15 protein-coding genes and 1 pseudogene are annotated in these 18,070 nt (G+C 28.2%); 3 read left to right on the top strand and 13 right to left on the bottom strand.

The window, feature by feature from the left end:
- Positions 1-33: 33 nt before the first annotated feature.
- The 11 genes and pseudogenes from N4A48_RS11630 to N4A48_RS11580 form a co-directional block, all read right to left on the bottom strand.
- Positions 34-570, bottom strand: a pseudogene (locus tag N4A48_RS11630) (methyl-accepting chemotaxis protein); the annotation flags it as partial.
- Positions 571-597: 27 nt separating this feature from the next.
- Complete coding sequence (locus tag N4A48_RS11625) at positions 598-2,028, bottom strand: methyl-accepting chemotaxis protein (RefSeq protein ID WP_293666199.1); 1,431 nt, start codon at positions 2,026-2,028, stop codon at positions 598-600.
- A gap of 141 nt (positions 2,029-2,169) precedes the next feature.
- Entirely contained in the window at positions 2,170-2,472 is a 303-nt protein-coding gene (locus N4A48_RS11620; RefSeq protein WP_293666198.1) for an MTH1187 family thiamine-binding protein, read from the bottom strand.
- A gap of 86 nt (positions 2,473-2,558) precedes the next feature.
- Entirely contained in the window at positions 2,559-4,556 is a 1,998-nt protein-coding gene (locus N4A48_RS11615; RefSeq protein WP_293666196.1) for a methyl-accepting chemotaxis protein, read from the bottom strand.
- Between the two features lie 129 nt (positions 4,557-4,685).
- On the bottom strand, positions 4,686-5,627 hold the full coding sequence (locus tag N4A48_RS11610) for a phosphoglycerate dehydrogenase (protein WP_330665115.1): 942 nt from the start codon (positions 5,625-5,627) through the stop codon (positions 4,686-4,688).
- A 220-nt stretch (positions 5,628-5,847) separates the two neighbouring features.
- Positions 5,848-7,221 carry a nucleoside recognition domain-containing protein gene (locus tag N4A48_RS11605; protein WP_293666194.1) on the bottom strand — a complete coding sequence of 458 codons (1,374 nt, stop codon included), beginning with the start codon at positions 7,219-7,221 and terminating at the stop codon, positions 5,848-5,850.
- A 3-nt stretch (positions 7,222-7,224) separates the two neighbouring features.
- Positions 7,225-7,995, bottom strand: coding sequence for a FeoB small GTPase domain-containing protein (locus tag N4A48_RS11600; protein ID WP_293666192.1), 771 nt, complete (start codon positions 7,993-7,995; stop codon positions 7,225-7,227).
- Positions 7,996-8,008: 13 nt separating this feature from the next.
- Positions 8,009-8,245, bottom strand: a complete 237-nt coding sequence (locus tag N4A48_RS11595) for a FeoA family protein (protein ID WP_293666191.1) — start codon at positions 8,243-8,245, stop codon at positions 8,009-8,011.
- 109 nt (positions 8,246-8,354) lie between these two features.
- Positions 8,355-8,777 carry a metal-dependent transcriptional regulator gene (locus tag N4A48_RS11590; RefSeq protein ID WP_293666190.1) on the bottom strand — a complete coding sequence of 141 codons (423 nt, stop codon included), beginning with the start codon at positions 8,775-8,777 and terminating at the stop codon, positions 8,355-8,357.
- A gap of 194 nt (positions 8,778-8,971) precedes the next feature.
- A complete protein-coding gene (locus tag N4A48_RS11585; protein ID WP_330665114.1) occupies positions 8,972-10,276 on the bottom strand; it encodes a Na+/H+ antiporter family protein in 1,305 nt (434 codons plus the stop codon).
- 85 nt (positions 10,277-10,361) lie between these two features.
- On the bottom strand, positions 10,362-11,003 hold the full coding sequence (locus tag N4A48_RS11580; RefSeq protein WP_293666189.1) for a hypothetical protein: 642 nt from the start codon (positions 11,001-11,003) through the stop codon (positions 10,362-10,364).
- 416 nt (positions 11,004-11,419) lie between these two features.
- On the opposite strand from N4A48_RS11580, the gene N4A48_RS11575 reads away from it, so the two are divergent.
- The 3 genes from N4A48_RS11575 (at position 11,420) to N4A48_RS11565 (ending at position 15,382) form a co-directional block, all read left to right on the top strand.
- Positions 11,420-12,631, top strand: a complete 1,212-nt coding sequence (locus N4A48_RS11575) for a sulfite exporter TauE/SafE family protein (protein ID WP_293666188.1) — start codon at positions 11,420-11,422, stop codon at positions 12,629-12,631.
- A gap of 266 nt (positions 12,632-12,897) precedes the next feature.
- Positions 12,898-13,842 (top strand): stalk domain-containing protein, encoded by a 945-nt coding sequence (locus N4A48_RS11570; protein WP_293666186.1) that lies wholly within the window; start codon positions 12,898-12,900, stop codon positions 13,840-13,842.
- Positions 13,843-14,149: 307 nt separating this feature from the next.
- Positions 14,150-15,382: an aminopeptidase gene (locus tag N4A48_RS11565; protein ID WP_293666184.1), complete on the top strand. Its 1,233-nt coding sequence runs from the start codon at positions 14,150-14,152 to the stop codon at positions 15,380-15,382.
- 213 nt (positions 15,383-15,595) lie between these two features.
- Here N4A48_RS11565 and N4A48_RS11560 read toward each other — a convergent pair whose 3' ends face one another.
- Together N4A48_RS11560 and N4A48_RS11555 are read right to left on the bottom strand one after the other, a co-directional pair.
- A complete protein-coding gene (locus tag N4A48_RS11560; protein WP_293666183.1) occupies positions 15,596-16,558 on the bottom strand; it encodes a DegV family protein in 963 nt (320 codons plus the stop codon).
- A gap of 181 nt (positions 16,559-16,739) precedes the next feature.
- Positions 16,740-17,579: a CPBP family intramembrane glutamic endopeptidase gene (locus N4A48_RS11555; protein ID WP_293666182.1), complete on the bottom strand. Its 840-nt coding sequence runs from the start codon at positions 17,577-17,579 to the stop codon at positions 16,740-16,742.
- Between the last annotated feature and the right edge of the window lie 491 nt (positions 17,580-18,070).

The following is an 18,070-nucleotide window of genomic DNA, read 5'->3' as shown; positions in this document are numbered from 1 at the left end:
ATCTAATATTAATTATAAAATATTTCCATACTATTAATATTCAAATTTTTTTATACTATTGTTCATCTCATTTGCTAATTTTGATAATTCTTCACTTGAACTAGCTATTTGCTCCATTGAAGCCATCTGTTCTTCAACTGAGGCTGTTGCTTGCTCTGTTCCAGATGCATTTTCTTCTGAGATAGCTGACAAACTTTCAATAATACTTATAATATTATTTTTCTTATTTTCCATTATTTTTCCTGATTTATTTAAGTTATATATATCATCTTGTGTTTTTTCTATGGATGCTGAGATTCCTTCAAATTTTATCTTAGTATCTTCTACGCTCTGAGTTTGCTCATTAACTACTTTAGTTATTCCTTCAACAGTGTTAACAGCATTTTCTGTTTCATTTTTTAATTCTTCAATAATACTTGATATCTCTTCTGTGAACTTATCTGATTGCTCTGCTAGCTTTCTAATTTCATCTGCTACAACTGCAAACCCTTTTCCTGATTCTCCAGCTCTAGCCGCTTCAATTGCTGCATTAAGTGCTAATAAATTCGTTTGATCAGAAATATTCTTAATCATTTGGCTAGCTTGATATATATTTTCTTAACTTTCATTTACATTAACAATTACACCTTTTATTTCTTGTGCTGACTCTTTGTTAATTTGTGTTTTTTTAACTAACTCTTGTATATTTTGAATACCTTCTTCTTTTAATTCTATAACCTTATTAGTAGATTCGTTTAACTCATCCAGCTTATTTTTGTTATCTTCTATCAATAATCCCAATTCATTAATATTCCAAACAGCCTCTTCAGTATCCTTTGCTTGTTCATTTGCTCCATTTGCAATCTCTTGTATTGTTTTGGCAACTTCATCTGCAGCTACTACTGATTGTTGGCTTGTTATTTCTAATTTATTTACTGAAGATTCAACGTTCTGAGAATTACTTGATATTTGATCTATAATTATTTTAAAATTATCTCCTATCATTTCAATTGATTTTGCTAAATCTCCTATCTCATCTTTTCTTTTAGTATAATTTAAATTCATATCCAGATTTAAATTACCATTTGCTAATTTTCTTGAAGCATCTCGTAAGAAAATAATAGGCTTTGTAAAGCCTCTATTGGAAATTAGCATACCTATTATTATTGAAATTATTGTACAAATAATTCCTATTAATAAAGTTATATTTTTAATAGAAGCTACTTTTGCTGATAATTGTTCCCTTGGTATAAGTGCAACCAGCTTCCATTCTGTATTCTTCACTGTCACATGACATACATAGTAATAATTATTATCAATGTTTTTTAGATTTGAACCCTCATTATTTTCCAATATATCTTTTATCCATATTTCACCACTTAAATTTTCATTGATTTTTTCTTTATTTGTGTGAGTTAAAACAGTTCCCTCATTATTAATAATAAATACATTTGCATTTTTTCCAAGATTAAGCTTATCAATTACTTCTGTCAGTACATTTAAACTAATATCCATAGAAAAAACTCCTATATCATTTCCATTACTATCTTTTAATGCTTTAGTAGCAGATACTCTTGCAGCATTTGATGATGCTTCATTATAAGCCTTAGTCCATGCAGGTTTACCTAAATTCTTTATACCTGTTATGTACCACGGTCTATCTATGCATTTATAATTTTCTGGTATTTCATATACAGGATTAGTTAACATCTGATTATACCTAGTACCTACATAAATATATTCTACATATGGGTTAATATTCCTATACAACTCCCACTCTTTAAATACAATTTCATCATATTCTTTATTTACAAATATTTCATTAGTATTAATTCTTTCAGTTAATGCTTGAACGTCCGTTTCGATACCATCTAAGAAATTTTCTAAATACAACTTATTTACTTCTTTCAATATATTAAGATTGTTTATTTTTAATTCATTTTCTAGTATATCCTTTGATTTAGAATATGATAAAAAACCTAATAAAACTATAGGAACTATTACTATTGCTACAAAAATGCTTACTAGTTTATTTTTTATTGTTTTCATAATAAATCCCCCATTCATTTTTTTGTAAAAAACCACCTTATATGTCATTATAATTCATTTTCCCTTAATTTTCTATATTTTCAGATTATAAAACTTATAACTTTCACACAATAAAAAAATATATCCTAATTTAAGGATATATTATTTTAATTTATTCTCAACAGATTCTATTTTTTGTTTCATAGTTCCAACTTTATCTCTTCTATCGTCTATTTTAATACTAGTAGAAACCCTCATAGCTCCATTTTCAAATACACTCTCATGCATTTGTTTTATAGTTTTAAGTATTAAATCTAATTCTCCTTCTATTATTGTTCCCATAGGAGTTAACATGTGTTTTAAATCTTTTTCCTTTTCAAGTACCTTGTGTACATCAGCTACATATGAACTAAGACTTGTGCTCTCACTTCCAAGCGGAACTATAGTAACTTCAACAAGTGCCATAAAAAATCCCCCTCTTATCAAAATTTCACTCTATATTATATCATAATTTGACCCTTAGCATATAAACAATACTAAGGGTCAATATATTATCTGATATTAAATTTTGATATTTGACTATTTAACTTTAATGATAATTCATTAAGATTTTGTGCACTCTTTGCAACCTCTTCAATAGCCATAGACTGTTGTTGAACAGAAGCAGTTACCTCTTCTGACCCAGCTGCTGTTTCCTCTGATACAGCTGATATATTTTCTATAGATTCTACAATTGAATTTTTATCATTCATTACATCATTTATATGTTCACTTACAGCTTCTATACTCATAGTAATAGCATCTATAGAAGTTGATATTTTATTAAATGATTCATTAACATCTTCAACAGACTTAGTCTGATTAAAGGATACATCTTTCACTTCTTTCATAATGTTCACTGTATTAGCACTTTCTTGTTGAATAGCATCTACTATTTCCTTAATTTCATTAGTAGCTTTACCAGATCCTTCTGCAAGCTTTCTTATTTCATCAGCTACAACCGCAAATCCTTTACCAGCCTCACCTGCACGAGCAGCTTCAATAGATGCATTAAGAGCTAATAAATTGGTTTGTTCTGCTATAGAGTTTATAGTTAATAATATCCCCTCTATATGATTTGATTTTTCACTAAGCTGATTTATAGCATATTCTACTTTAGATATAGAGTCATTATTTAAATTGTTACTTTCCTTTAATTCATGAACTGATTTTATACCAATTTCATTCACATCAGATATTTGAGATGTAGTTTCCAACATATTCTTACTATTGTCACTTAACTCCACAAATTTCTGATTAAGTCTTGATATAAGTCGAACTCCCTCTTCAGCATCTTGAGCTTGATTAGTAGCTCCAGAGGCTATTTCTTCAACAGTTCTTGCTATTTCTTCAGCAGATGCACTAGTTTCTTCTGATACAGCTGCTAAATTAGTGGATGCATCTGAAACCTCTTTAGAAACTTCTTTTGCATCTACTAAAAGATTTTCGACATTTTCTATCATATCATTAAAATTTTGTGCCAATACTCCTATTTCATCGCTAGATTTAATATTAGTTTTAACTGTAAAATCTCCATTTCTAACCTTTTTCATAGCTTCAACTATAGATTTTATAGGATTAGTTATTTTATTTGTAAATATATAACCTATTATAGATGCCACTATTATTGTCCCTATTCCAACTATCGCAATAAATAAAAGTATAGAGTTAACGTCTTCATCCACTTCATCTAAGTACGTAGATGAAAGTATAGTCCATCCTAAATCAGGCATTCTAGTTAATACAGAAAACTTAGAGTATATTTTTCCATTTTCTTCCCATTCATAATATGCTATATCAGATTCATTTATTAGAGCTTCTTTGATTTCTTTAACTGGTATTTCCTTACCTATAAGATTTTCATTTTTATGAACTATAAAGTTTCCTTGTGAATCTAGTATATAAGGATATCCTTTTTCACCTATTTTTATAGAAGATATCTCATCATTCAATTCTTTTATAGGTAAATCAACACCTATAACTCCTGTAAAATTATTATTAAGGTCATATACAGGTACAGAGTATGTTACAACAAGACCTCCAGCAGCAGCATCCTGATATGGATTTGAAATATTTTCAGACTGTTTTTCCTTTACTGATTGATACCAACCTCTTTCCCTAGGGTCATAACCCTCCGGCAAATCTACACTTGGATATATTTTCATATTTCCTTGTTCAGTCCCCATATATATATGAAGTATTTCCGGACTACTTTCTTTATATGCTTTTAGCAAATCATATAAATATGGTTCATGTTCTGGATTAGTAGCTATATCTTTAAAATTAATATTTTGACCTAATAGATTGGCTCCTCTTCCATATTTCGAAAAATAATTTTTAACTGTATATGCTATTTGTTTATTTAATGCCTGGGTATTTTTTGCAAAATTGCTATTTACTATTTTAGAAGTTTTAACCTTAGTAGAAATACCTAGAATTAACATAGGTATTATTACAAGTAATAAAATAAGAGATATTAACTTTTCCTTAATTCCAATCTTTTTATTCATAAGCCCTCCCATTTACGTTTTTAAAATTGAATTTAATTTGAAATTCAAATCGTTCGTTTATTTATAAAAATTTTATCATTTTGAGTAGTTTCCTGTCAATTTTTTTGCTGAAAATGTCTTTGTAAAGTTTTAGTATCCCTTACTTAAATTAACTAAATTTATTAATTCTTCTTTATTTTTAATTTTTTTTAAATTTTCATATATTACTTCAAATCTTCTATTATTTCTGTTTTCTGATATCCAGCAATTATGAGGAGTAAGTATAACATTGTCTAAATCCCATAGAGGGCTTTCTTTTTCTAGAGGTTCTTGCTCAAATACATCTAATGCTACACCTAAGAACTTACCTTGTTTTATTTTTTCTATTAAATCTATCTCATTTATTATACTTCCTCTTGCTATATTTATTAGAACACATCCATCTTTCATCTTATCTATAACTTTAGCATCTATCAAATGGTGGGTTTCTTTTGTATATGGTATAGATACTACAAGAATATCACATTCTAATAAAAATTCATCCATATCATTAACAGAAAAGCATTTATCAAAATACTCTACACTTCGTCCCTTTGTATTAAGTCCATATATATTAACACCAAAGCCTTGAAGCCTCTTAGCTGCTTCAATAGCTATAGTTCCAGTTCCTATAAATCCTACATTTTTATTATATAGTTCTAATAAATTCGTATTTATCTTCCAATCTCTATTTTCTTGGTTTTTATAGAAGTATAAACTATTTTTATATATTTCAAGTATTTTTAGTATTATCCACTCTCCAATAGGTATGCTATATCCTCCTTTATTATTGGATAAGATTATATTGTTTCTTTTTATGTAATCAATGGGGGCTTGATCTACTCCTATGCTTGATAACTGAATTAGTTTTAGTTTTGTAAACTTGTCCATATCAATTTTTTCAAAAGGATTATAACAAACAAGAACATCTATGTCATTTATATTTTGATTATTATAAATTTCTTTTTCATTCATATATACAATTTCATACCCCAATTTCTTAATTTCATTCATTTTTTCTTCGCCATAATCGTAAGTAAATAGCACCTTCATTTTGATCACTCCTTAGTTTTTATTATAATTTTCCATAAAATTCAATATTATTGTAATATTCAAAAAATTCCGCCAATATATTCTTCATTATTTATCGGTCTTAAGATTTTATTATTTAATATATCAGAAAATTTTTTCAATTAAAAGGTCTTTTCTTACATGTAATGTATAAAATTAACCACCTAGATTCTTTACAAACAAAATCTAGGTGGCTAATTGATTATATCAGAATACTTATTTGTTTTGTTATAAAGCATACTATTACCGCTATTAAAGTAGGCAGAAATGCCGATATTAACATCCATTTATAACTTCCACTTTCTTTTTTTATAGTAATTAGTGTTGTTGCACAAGGAAAGTGAAGAAGTGAAAATAACATAACATTAAGCGCAGTAATAAATGTCCATCCATTTTGTATGAATAAATTTTTCATACTACTCAAAGTATCAAGTTCAAGCATCGCACCTTTTGACATGTATGCCATTATTAATATAGGTATTACTATCTCATTAGCTGGAAGTCCTAAAATGAATGCCATTAATATAAACCCATCAAGACCTATTAATTTTGCAAATGGATCTAGACATTGTGCCATATGAGTTAGTATACTTGCATCTTTTATTGTTATATTAGCAAGTATCCATATTACAATACCAGCAGGTGCTGCAACTGCCATTGCTCTTAACAATACGAATATTGTTCTATCTATTATAGATGTATATATTACTCTAATAAATTGTGGTCTTCTATAAGGTGGAAGTTCTAATGTAAACGAAGATGGCACTCCCTTAAGTAGTGTTTTACTTAGTCCCCAGGATACTATTAATGTCATTATTATTCCAATCAGTACTAGCCCTGCAACAAAAAATGATGCAGTCAAGCTTTTGTAACTACTTGAAAAATATCCACCTACAAATATAGATGCTACAGCTATAAGAGTTGGGAATCTTCCATTACATGGTACAAAGTTATTTGTAATCATTGCTATTAATCTTTCTCTTGGAGATTCTATTATTCTGCAGGCTATAATTCCAGCTGCATTGCACCCAAATCCCATACTCATCGTAAGAGATTGCTTTCCATGTGCTCCTGCTTTTTTAAATAATCTATCTAAGTTAAATGCAACTCTAGGTAAATACCCTAAGTCTTCAAGAAGTGTGAAGCATGGAAAGAATATTGCCATAGGAGGAAGCATGACAGCTATAACCCACGCTAGGGTTCTATACATTCCAAGAACTAATATTCCATGTAACCACTTAGGAGCATTGAGTGATATAAATATATCTGTCAATTTTTCTTCTATTACAAATAAAAAATTAGCTATCATACTAGATGGGTAGTTAGCCCCAGTTATAGTAATCCAAAATATTAATCCTAATAATATAAACATTATAGGATATCCAGTAATTTTAGATGTAAGTATATTATCTATTTTTTTATCTATATCTATTTTTGATTCATCCTTTTTAACTACTTTATTAGATAACTGTTTCGCATCTTCATATATACTAAAAACAATATTATCTCTTACATTTTGTTTTTCTTCTTTACTGTATTCATTTATTAACATAGATAACTTTTGTATATCCTGCATAATTCAATCCACCTCTTTTCCTGTATAGATATACTTATTTAAAGAATTAATTATAGAAGTATCCCCTTCCAATATTCTAAGAGCAACCCATCTTAAATCAATTTCTTTTCCCAATATATTATCTAATTTTGGAATCAAATCTTGTATCTTTTCTTCTATAAAATTTGAGTATTTTATCTTCTTCGGAGTATATTTTACTTTATTAAGACTTATATCGTAGACTTTATCAACAAGTTCATTTAATCCTTCTTTTTTTCTTGCACACGTTCCAATTATAGGTATACCCAATTCCTCTTCTAACTTTTCTATATCTATATATATTCCTTTTCTCTTTGCCTCATCCAATAAATTCAGGCACAATACCGTGTTATCAGTAATCTCCATGACTTGAAATAAAAGATTTAAATTCCTTTCAAAGCATGTAGCATCAGCAACTACTATTGTTGCATGTGGTTTTCCAAAACATATAAAATCTCTAGCTACTTCCTCTTCAACCGAATTGGATAAAAGCGAGTAAGTCCCTGGCAAATCAACTAGTGTAAATTTTTTATTTTTATGAATATAACTTCCACTAGCATTTGTAACAGTTTTTCCAGGCCAATTCCCCGTATGCTGCTTAAGTCCAGTTAACGCATTAAATACTGTACTTTTTCCTACGTTAGGATTTCCTGCAAGTGCTATAACAAAGAATTCTTTTGAATCTATTTTTATATCAAAATTTTCTATTTGATTTTTATCTTGGCACTTACTGCAAGTATCGCAGTTACATCCCATATCATTCCCCCCTTTACTTTTCAATAATTTTTACTAATATATTAACTGTTTCTTCTTTCCTAAGTGCTATAAGTGCTCCCTTTATTTTATAAAGCTTAGGCTCACCTAGAGGGCTTTTTCGTATAACCTCTATAGATGCTCCAGGTATTATTCCTAAATCTAGCATTCTTCTTCTAGATATCCCTTGATTCAAAAGATTTAGAACTATACACTTTTTGTTTATATCTAGGTCTTTAAGTGTTGTTTGCATATCGCACCTCCTTAGCCACGGCTAATTTTTTGTACATAATATAATATGAATGGATATAAATTAGGTTACTCATATCCTATATAAAAATAACCACCCATTGAATGGGCGGCTATATATCTAATACACTATCTATTTTTTTATCCTTTATTTGCTTGACTATATTTTCATTTTCTTTCAAGACAACTATCAATTTTTCTATAGATTTTATAGTTTCTATGCTAAAATAATGTTCCATAGCTTCTGCTTCTTGATCTATATCACATTTAGCACCTATTATAGTTATAAATTCTTTTAGTATATAATTTCTATCAACTAAAAACTTACCTTTTTTATTTCCTTTATCTAACAATTTTATTTTTTCATAGGGCTTGTATCTTATATATCCAAGCTCATCTAATTTTTTTAATCCCTTAACAACAGACGGCATAGAAAAGTTTAAACACTCAGCTATATCTTTTATTCTAATTTCTTCATTATACAAAGAAAGTCTATACACTTCCTCTAAATAATCCTCAAGACTTGGAGATAACATACAAAAACTCCTTTCCAATCTAATCAAGTGAAACTTATCTTCAGGTGGAGTCTGTAACTCCATCTGAAGGTTAGTTGAACTTATCCAGAAGCTGTAGAGTTCTCAACTCCAACCTGAAGAGGATGGAGTCTTAGAACTCTTAGCTTTCGGATAAATCCTTAATTAAATAATATTATTTAATTAAGGATTTATGATTAAAATATTAAAGCTCCCATGATTCCAAATAAAATAAGAGGGATATTATAGTGTAAAAAAGTAGGAACACAAGTATCCCATATGTGATCGTGTTGATTATCTACATTAAGACCAGAAGTTGGTCCAAGTGTACTATCTGATGCAGGTGATCCGGCATCTCCAAGAGCTGCTGCTGTTCCTATAAGTATTATAGTAGCCATAGAACTAAATCCCATAGAAGATGCAAGTGGCACATATATAGCTGCTATTATAGGTATAGTTCCAAATGATGTTCCTATTCCTATAGTTATTATAAGACCTAGTAAAATCATAGTTGTTGCTGCTATTAACTTGCTAGATCCCATAAGAATAGATCCCGATTGAACTAAGGCTTCAACTCCTCCTGTTGCTCTAATAACCGCTCCATAACCTGATGCTACTAACATAACAAAGGCTATAAATCCCATAGTTTTTATACCACCACTTACAATATCATCTATGTCTCTCCATTTTATAGCTCTAAATAATACAATTATAATTATACCAACTAAAGCACCTAAAGGAAGCGATCCCAATTTTAACTGTACTATTAGAGCGGATAATGCTGCTATCATAGAAACATAGTGTTTTTTACTCATGCCCTCATCTAGGCTACACGCAATTTCATCTACACATATATCTTTAGATGTATATTCTCTAGGTTTTCTATAACTTATAAACACTGCTACTACTAGTCCTATAACCATTCCTATTCCAGGTAAAATCATAGCCTTCCATATCATATTAGTATAAACATTCATTCCATTGGCATTCATCTGATCTCTTATAATATTGTGAAATATCAGTCCAAACCCAGCAGGTATACACATATACGGCATTTGAAGACCAAAAGTCAATGAACAAGCAACAGCTCTTCTATCTATTTTTAGATTATTCATAACACCTAATAATGGTGGTATTAATATAGGTATAAATGCTATATGAACAGGTATAAGATTTTGTGAAAAAATACTTATAGCAGCTATTAAAATAACTAATAAAACAGATTTTCCTTTTATTAATTTAGCAATTTTTCTAGCTAATATATCTGCAAGCCCTGTTTTATTAATAGCACATGCTAAAGCACCTAATAAAATATAGCTTAAAGCTGTTTCTGTATTCCCCCCCATTCCATTTATAAATACATTCATAATTTCATCAATAGAAATTCCTGATAATATTCCTGCACTAATAGCAGATATTATCAAAGATAAAATAACATTAAGCCTTATAAGGCATAGTACTGTCATTAATATGACAGATATTACAACTGGATTCGTAATCATAATTAAATTTCCTCCCCTAACTATTTTTGTCACTTTATTACTTTACCACTTCATCTCAATAAAGTAAAGAGTAAAAATTTCTAATTTAAAAATTTAAATTAGAAATTTTTACTCTTATAAACTGTTCTCTGCTATCATCATTATATAAAAGTGGCTCAACAACCTTATATACCTCTAATAATATATTGCTTTTTCCTGTAATTTTTCTTAATTTTTTACTTTCATACTTTATATTATATTTTATCTTTTTACCTTTATCATTTAAGTCAAGCTTTATATATTCTTTATTATTATATATAAGAATAATATCATTTGGCAAAAACTTTTGTGAAATACTTAATATATCTTGTATATTGAGATTGTTATTTTTTTTAAACACTATTGTTATACAATCTGCCATTTTATTGTCTATATTTAAGTTATATTTAATGCTAAATATATTGTAATTCCAGTTGATTGATTCTTTATCTTTAATTGTATACAATAAATAATCTCTACCTTGTTCAAGTAATAGATTATTCTTAAACTTTAATTCATAATAAAGTTTAATACTTGTATCCTTTACTCCTAATCCATTTGTATTTAAAGTAATCTCCCTAAATTTAATCAATGTTTTATTTACATAATCAATTAATATATTTTTATAATTTATAAACTCAGCTTTAAATTTCTTGAAATCTATTTTAGATATATACTTTTTATATTTTTTATCAAAAATTATAAACACCTCCTCATTAGATACTATATATTAAATTATATATCAAATTTCAAAATAATATTAGTTATTTTTTTAACATACCTTTCTCATTTATAGCGTCATTTTCTGCATTTTTGTATTTTTTATAAAATTCTATATTTAATTTATTTTTGTAATTTTTTAATATTTCAAAACACAGCAACAAGTGTATCTCGCATCAAGTACATCGTTTTCCCCATTGAAATTTAGCCATTTTAATGATAAATTGATTTTTTTATAAAATACTTATTTTTTTAGTAGACTTAGATCTAAAAATAATATATAATCTAATTTGTTCACAGCATAATTGATAATTATATAACTATTTACTGATGAAAGTTATATAAAGCTTATGGACTAATTTCTATTTATTTCACATTATTATATTATGAAAGGAAGTTTTTTAAATGGCAAAAATACTTTTAGGAATCATGATTGCTTCTGGAATACCATTTACTTTCATGCTTATTAAAGCTTATATGGAAAGAAAGGCAGAAGGTAGATTAGAAGAAGAAAGCTTTATTAAGATAGGTTTAATAGGAGCTTTAGCAAACTTTTTTGACACTCTAGGTCTTAGTAGTTTCGCTATAGAAACATCTTTATTCAAAAACTTTAATCTAGTTAGTGATGAAAAATTACCTGGAACATTAAATGTTGGTGCAACAATTCCAACTTTATTTCAAGCTTGTATATTTATAGCAGCTGTTAAAGTTGATACTTTAACATTATTCTCTATGATATTTGCAGCTCTTGCAGGTGCAGTTATAGGCGCAGGACTTATATCTAAACTTCCAAAAAAAACTATACAACTTGCAATGGGAATAGCACTTTTCTCTATGGCTATAATTTTACTTGCTGGTCAACTAAATCTTTTCCCTGTTGGTGGAAAATCATTAGCAGAACCATTTGATGGAGTTAAAAATGGACTGGTTTATAAAACTATGGAAATAGAAGAAACAAAAGAGATGTCACAAGCTTCAAGTTTAAAAATATCAAAAGTTCTTAAAGATAACAAAGTTGTTAAAGATGGAGATGTTATCAAAGAAATGTCTGAAACTGTAAGTTCAGAAATAAAGCAAATTCTAGAAACATCAGGAATCAAAATAGATGAAAACGTTGTTAATCTAAAAATAAAAGAAATCACACAAATATCAGAAGTTAAAGATGGAAAAGTCGTAAAACAAATGGTGACATTTAAAAGAATGACAGGAGTACCTATAGGGGTTGTAGGCACAAAACTTATTATAGCTTTAATCGGTAACTTCGTATTCGGAGCTTTAAATACTTTAGGTATAGGACTTTTTGCTCCATGTATGACTATGGTTTATTTGTTAGGTATGGCTCCAATAGCAGCCTTCCCTATAATGATGGGTTCTTGTGCATTATTGCTTCCTTTTGCAGGAATGAAATTTATAAAGGAAGATTCTCATTCTGCTAAAGCTTCAATAGGAGTTAGTATTATGGGTCCAATAGGAGTTGTAATAGCTGCTTATTTAGTTAAGTCTATGAACGTTTCTGTATTAAAATGGTTATTAATATTTGTTGTTGTATACACAACAATAATGATGTTCAAATCATATAACGAAACATCAGCTAAAGAAGAGAAAAAAGTAGCTTAATATAATTTTCAAAAAACAGATAGATTTTTAATCTATCTGTTTTTTAGTTTCACAGAAAACATAGAATTATAACTGTTACTTTTTTTAATATTATCCTATATTTTCATATTTTATAAGGATATATATGTACTATATACCCTATATCTACAAATAGATTCCAATTTGTTTATCTTACAATCTTATCCTAACTATCCATTTTTATTCCATTGTATACGTTTTCCTTATAATGATAAAATTATGAATGACTTACAAAGGAGGAATTCATAATGAAAAAACTAATATCTAGCTTAATTTTTGCTATTCTTATACTAGGTAATTCTACTTCCTATTCTCAGTCATATCTTATGCATACAGTTCAAAACGGGGATACCTATACTTCTATTGCAAAAGAGTATAATGTCAACGTAGGTAGTATTCTTTCATTAAACAACCAATCCAAGTACAATCTTTACTCTGGAAGCTTAATAAAAATTAAACCTATACAAAATCAAAAAACGATATCTATCAAAGTAGACAATGAATTAGTTTATACAGACCAATATCCTTATATAGAAAATTCGCGTACCTTTGTTCCTATAAGATTTATAGCCGAAAATTTGGGTGCAAATGTATCTTGGAATCAAAGTTCACAAGAAGCTATATTAGAATATGAAGACAAAATTATTAGATTGCCTATATATTCTAGTACAGCTACTATAAACGGCTCTTCTGTAAATCTTGATGCACCTGTGAATATATACAATTCAAGAACATTCGTACCTATTCGATTTGTGGCTGAAACATTTGACTGTTCTGTTGACTGGGATAAACATGAGTATATAGTAAATATTCAAACCCAAAATAACTCTAGTGAAGACTTATATTGGCTATCTAGATTAGTAGAAGCTGAATCTCAAGGAGAACCCTACGAAGGAAAACTGGCCGTTGCTAATGTTATAATAAATAGAAAAAATAGCGACTTATTCCCAAACAATATAAAAGACGTTATATTTGATAATAAATATGGAATTCAATATACTCCAGTTGTTAATGGTAAAATATATAATACTCCTTCAAATTCTAGTATTCAAGCTGCAAAACAAGCACTTAAAGGACATAATAATGTATCATCATGTCTTTACTTCTTCAATCCAAAAAACTCAAGTGAAAATTGGATAATGTTAAATAGAACTTATTATAAAACAATTCAAAATCACGATTTTTATCTATAATTCTTTTAATGCTTATTATAATCATATAATAAGCATTTTTTATGCTATAGGTTATTATATGATTTTGAATTTGTGGATAACATTGATAGAAAAACTGCACTTGAGAATGTTTTTGAGCAACGGAGCCTGTAAGGATCGTTGGCGACATGAGTCACCGCGCTAGCGAGTAGACGAATTTTTTTATGCTTAAGGTATATAGACGAATTTTTCATTCCCTTTTTTTGGTCATTTCTGTATAATTAATTTATATTATTTAAATAATAATAAGTAGCGAAATTTATATTTAATTATACAAAGGAGTGATCAAATGGATAATTTTAATAATAATCTAAAAAAATATGCTTCATTGGCAGTTAAAGTTGGTGTTAATATTCAAAACGGACAAACCCTTATAATAAACTCTCCTATAGAGTGTGCTGAATTTACTAAAATAGTAGCTAAATGCGCTTATGAAAATGGAGCTAAAAATGTTCATGTAAGATGGAGCGACGAAGATTTAGCTCTTATTAAATATTTAAATGCACCAGATGAAGCCTTTAATGAGTTTCCTAAATGGGAAGCTGACGGTCTTGAAGAATTAGCTAAAAATGGAGCTGCAGTTATATCTATATCAGCTTCTAATCCAGAACTTTTAAAGGATGTAGATCCAAAGAGAATTGCAGCTGCTAATAAAGCAAGGTCTCTTGCTCTAAAAAATTATAGAGAGTACATAATGAACAGTACTATATCTTGGTGCGTAGTTTCTATTCCAACTAAAGCTTGGGCTAAAAAAGTATTCTCTGATTCACAAGAAGATGAGGCAGTTCAAAAGCTTTGGGATAATATATTCAAAATAGTTAGAATTGATAAGGATGATCCTGTAAAGGCTTGGGATAATCACTTAAAAACCTTAAATGATAGAGTTGAATTTTTAAATAATAAAAACTTTAAATCACTTCACTTTAAGTCAAGTGTAACAGACCTTACTATAGATCTTCCAAAAGACCACTTATGGGCTGGTGGCGGGGAATACAATGCTAATAAAACATACTTTGTAGCAAACTTGCCAACAGAAGAAGTGTTTACAATGCCTCTTAAAACAGGGCTAAATGGAACTGTTAAAAATACTAAGCCTTTTAACTATGCTGGTAATTTAATAGATAACTTTACTTTGACCTTTGAAAAAGGTAAAGTTATAGATTTTAAAGCTGAAGTTGGTCATGAAACATTAAAAAAATTATTAGAAACTGATGAGGGAGCATCTTTCATTGGTGAAGTAGCTTTAGTTGCTTATGACTCACCTATATCAAATTCAAATATAGTATTTTATAATACTTTATTTGATGAAAATGCATCTTGCCATCTAGCATTTGGAATGCCTTATCCTACATGTATAAAAAATGGTACTGAAATGACGCCTGAAGAACTCAAAAAAGCTGGAGCTAACGATTCATTAATACACGAAGACTTTATGATAGGATCTGAGGATATGAATATAGTTGGTCTAACTTATGATGGAAAAGAAATTCAAATATTTGAAAATGGTAATTGGGTTGTATAACTAAATTCATGTGTTTAATAATTCGTTAAGAAATTTACGTGTTTGACCATAGGGAGTTCGTAAATTTTAGAATTGTTAATAAGATAAAAGCTTAGTTGTATTCAAAATATCGTTGTATTTGCGGTATTTTCATAGATACTTTTTATCCCCCCACATAAATAACAAAAAGTAACTACCTAAATTTCATTTTTATAAAATTTAGGTAGCTACTTTTTAAGAATTTAATTTTGCATTTTTAATTTTTTCCATTATCTCAGCTTTTTTCTCCATTAAACCTTGCATTTCATTTATAAGAAGATTATCTTTTTTATTTCCTTTTTCTACATAAAACATAGATATACCGCCAGGACCAACATGAGCTCCAACAGCTACTCCGATTTGCATAATATATATATCACCCTTAAAATCAGTTTCTTTATTTATCTTATTTTTCAAATTTTCAGCCACACTAATATCAGATGTATACCCTATTATTATAAAATCTGTAATTTCTTCATCATTTCTACTTATAAATTCATCTACATAATGCTTTAAAACTCTTTTACGCCCTCTTTCTTTTGCTACTATTGCTCCCTTTCCCTTCTTCATACTCATTATAGGTTTAATCTTTAACATCTTACCTATAAAAGCACTTGACCTTGAAATTCTTCCACCTCTTATTAGGTGGTCTAAATCATCAACTGATAAAAAGTGCTTTACATTTGTTTTGTAGGTTTCATTAAATTTCACTATTTCTTCAAAGTTCATACCTTTTTCTCTTAACATAGCACTCTTTAAAATTAACCATCCACTTCCATGACTCATACTCCTTGAATCAACTATATGAATTTTAACATTCGAGTCTTTATTCTCATCATAAAAATAATCTTTAGCTATAACTGCCGATTGATAAGATCCACTTGTACCACTTGACATACATATACATATTATATGTGTATGTCCATTTGATACAGCTTCATTCATTATATTTAAAAACTCCAAAGGACTCGGCATAGCAGTTGTTGGTTCTTCATTTAAATTCTCTATTATACTATAAAATTCATCTGGTTTTATATCTATTCTGTCTCTACAAAGCTTTCCATCTATATTAATCGTCAATGGAGCTATCCCAATATCATACTTATCTATTAAATCTTGAGATAAATCACAAGTTGAATCCGCTATAATTTTTATCATAAATACCCTCCAATAGTTATCTTATTTCTATATATTATTTTGTCTTAATAATTGAAATATAAATCATAAAATATTGTTAAAGCCCATATATGTTATTATACATTAATTTTATAATATTTTTTATAAAATTGGTTGATTTATGCTCAAAAAAATAATATGCATTCAAATGCATATTATTTTTTTAGCAGTTTGGTTGACATTCTTCGTCCAATATTATTTCATTTTTTTTAAACCAAACAATAATCTTATACATAAGTATTGATCCAACTATAGTAATAATAGATTGTAAAACTGCTACATTATTAGATAGTTTAATAGATTCTGTTAATATACCTGAAACTATTATACCAATTCCATTGTTTATAAAATGAGCAAACATAGTTATATATAAAGACTTTGTTTTTATATATAAATAACCAAATACAACTCCAAGAAAAAAAGCATTAATTGCTTGATGTAGATTCATATGCATTATAGCAAATAAAAGAGACGATACTATTACAGCTAATTTATCATTGTACTTAATGCTAAGTCCTTTAAGTATTATTCCTCTATAAATTATTTCTTCATATATAGGTGCTACTATACATATAGACGTCATAGCTATTATAGGGTATTTAAATAATTCATTAAAGGCTTCTTCAATTGACTCATTTACTGGTACTTTATCCACAAATACACCTATGCTATTATCAAATATTACTCTAAATAAAAATACTATAAGCATTGTATATACAAAGTATTTTTTAGAAATACTTATATTTTCTTGTTCTTCTATATCTTCTTTTTTAGAATATATTTTTAAAAGCCACTTAACCACTATAATTTTAACTATCAGGCTACCAATACTTTCAGTATAAAATGCTATATCCGAGTTCAAAGAAAATATTTCTTCAATTATATAAATAGGTATCATAAAAAAATCAGAAAATACATGCGTTATAAATATCAATATAGCTCCTATAATACCTATATCTCGTACTTTTATTTTACCATTATCTATTTTTTGGATTGTTTTCATGTTTATCACCCCTTGAGTCTATATTCCTACAATCTTATTATATAAAAAAGTCTTCCTTCTGTACATTTTCAATGTAGACTTTTTTGAAACTCACAACGGAATTTATATTTATCCACAATTTAAAGATGAATATAATTTCCTATTCGTTATAATAAAATTCGTCTACTCGCTAACGCTGTGACTCATGTCGCTAACAATCCCTACGGGCTCTGTTACTCAAAAATAGTCTCAAGTGTAACTTTTTTAACAAGTTATTCACAAAACAAAATATTATAGTTGCTTAAGAACGGTGTTTGTCAATAGAGTTGTCGCATAAAATCTAATCCTTTTGTTATGTTCGATTTTTAAAAATACAGATTTTAAATATTTTACCATGCATTTTTCAAAAAGAGTATCTTTCAAGATATCTATTTTTCAAAATTATATTACATCGTTTTCAAATAAATCTTTGACCTCATCTGTTGGATTTAAAGCAACGGTTTTAGGAGTTT

The organism is Tepidibacter sp. (genome assembly GCF_025210165.1).
GTDB lineage: Bacteria > Bacillota > Clostridia > Peptostreptococcales > Peptostreptococcaceae > Tepidibacter_A.
This window is presented reverse-complemented; position numbering and strand designations above follow the sequence as displayed.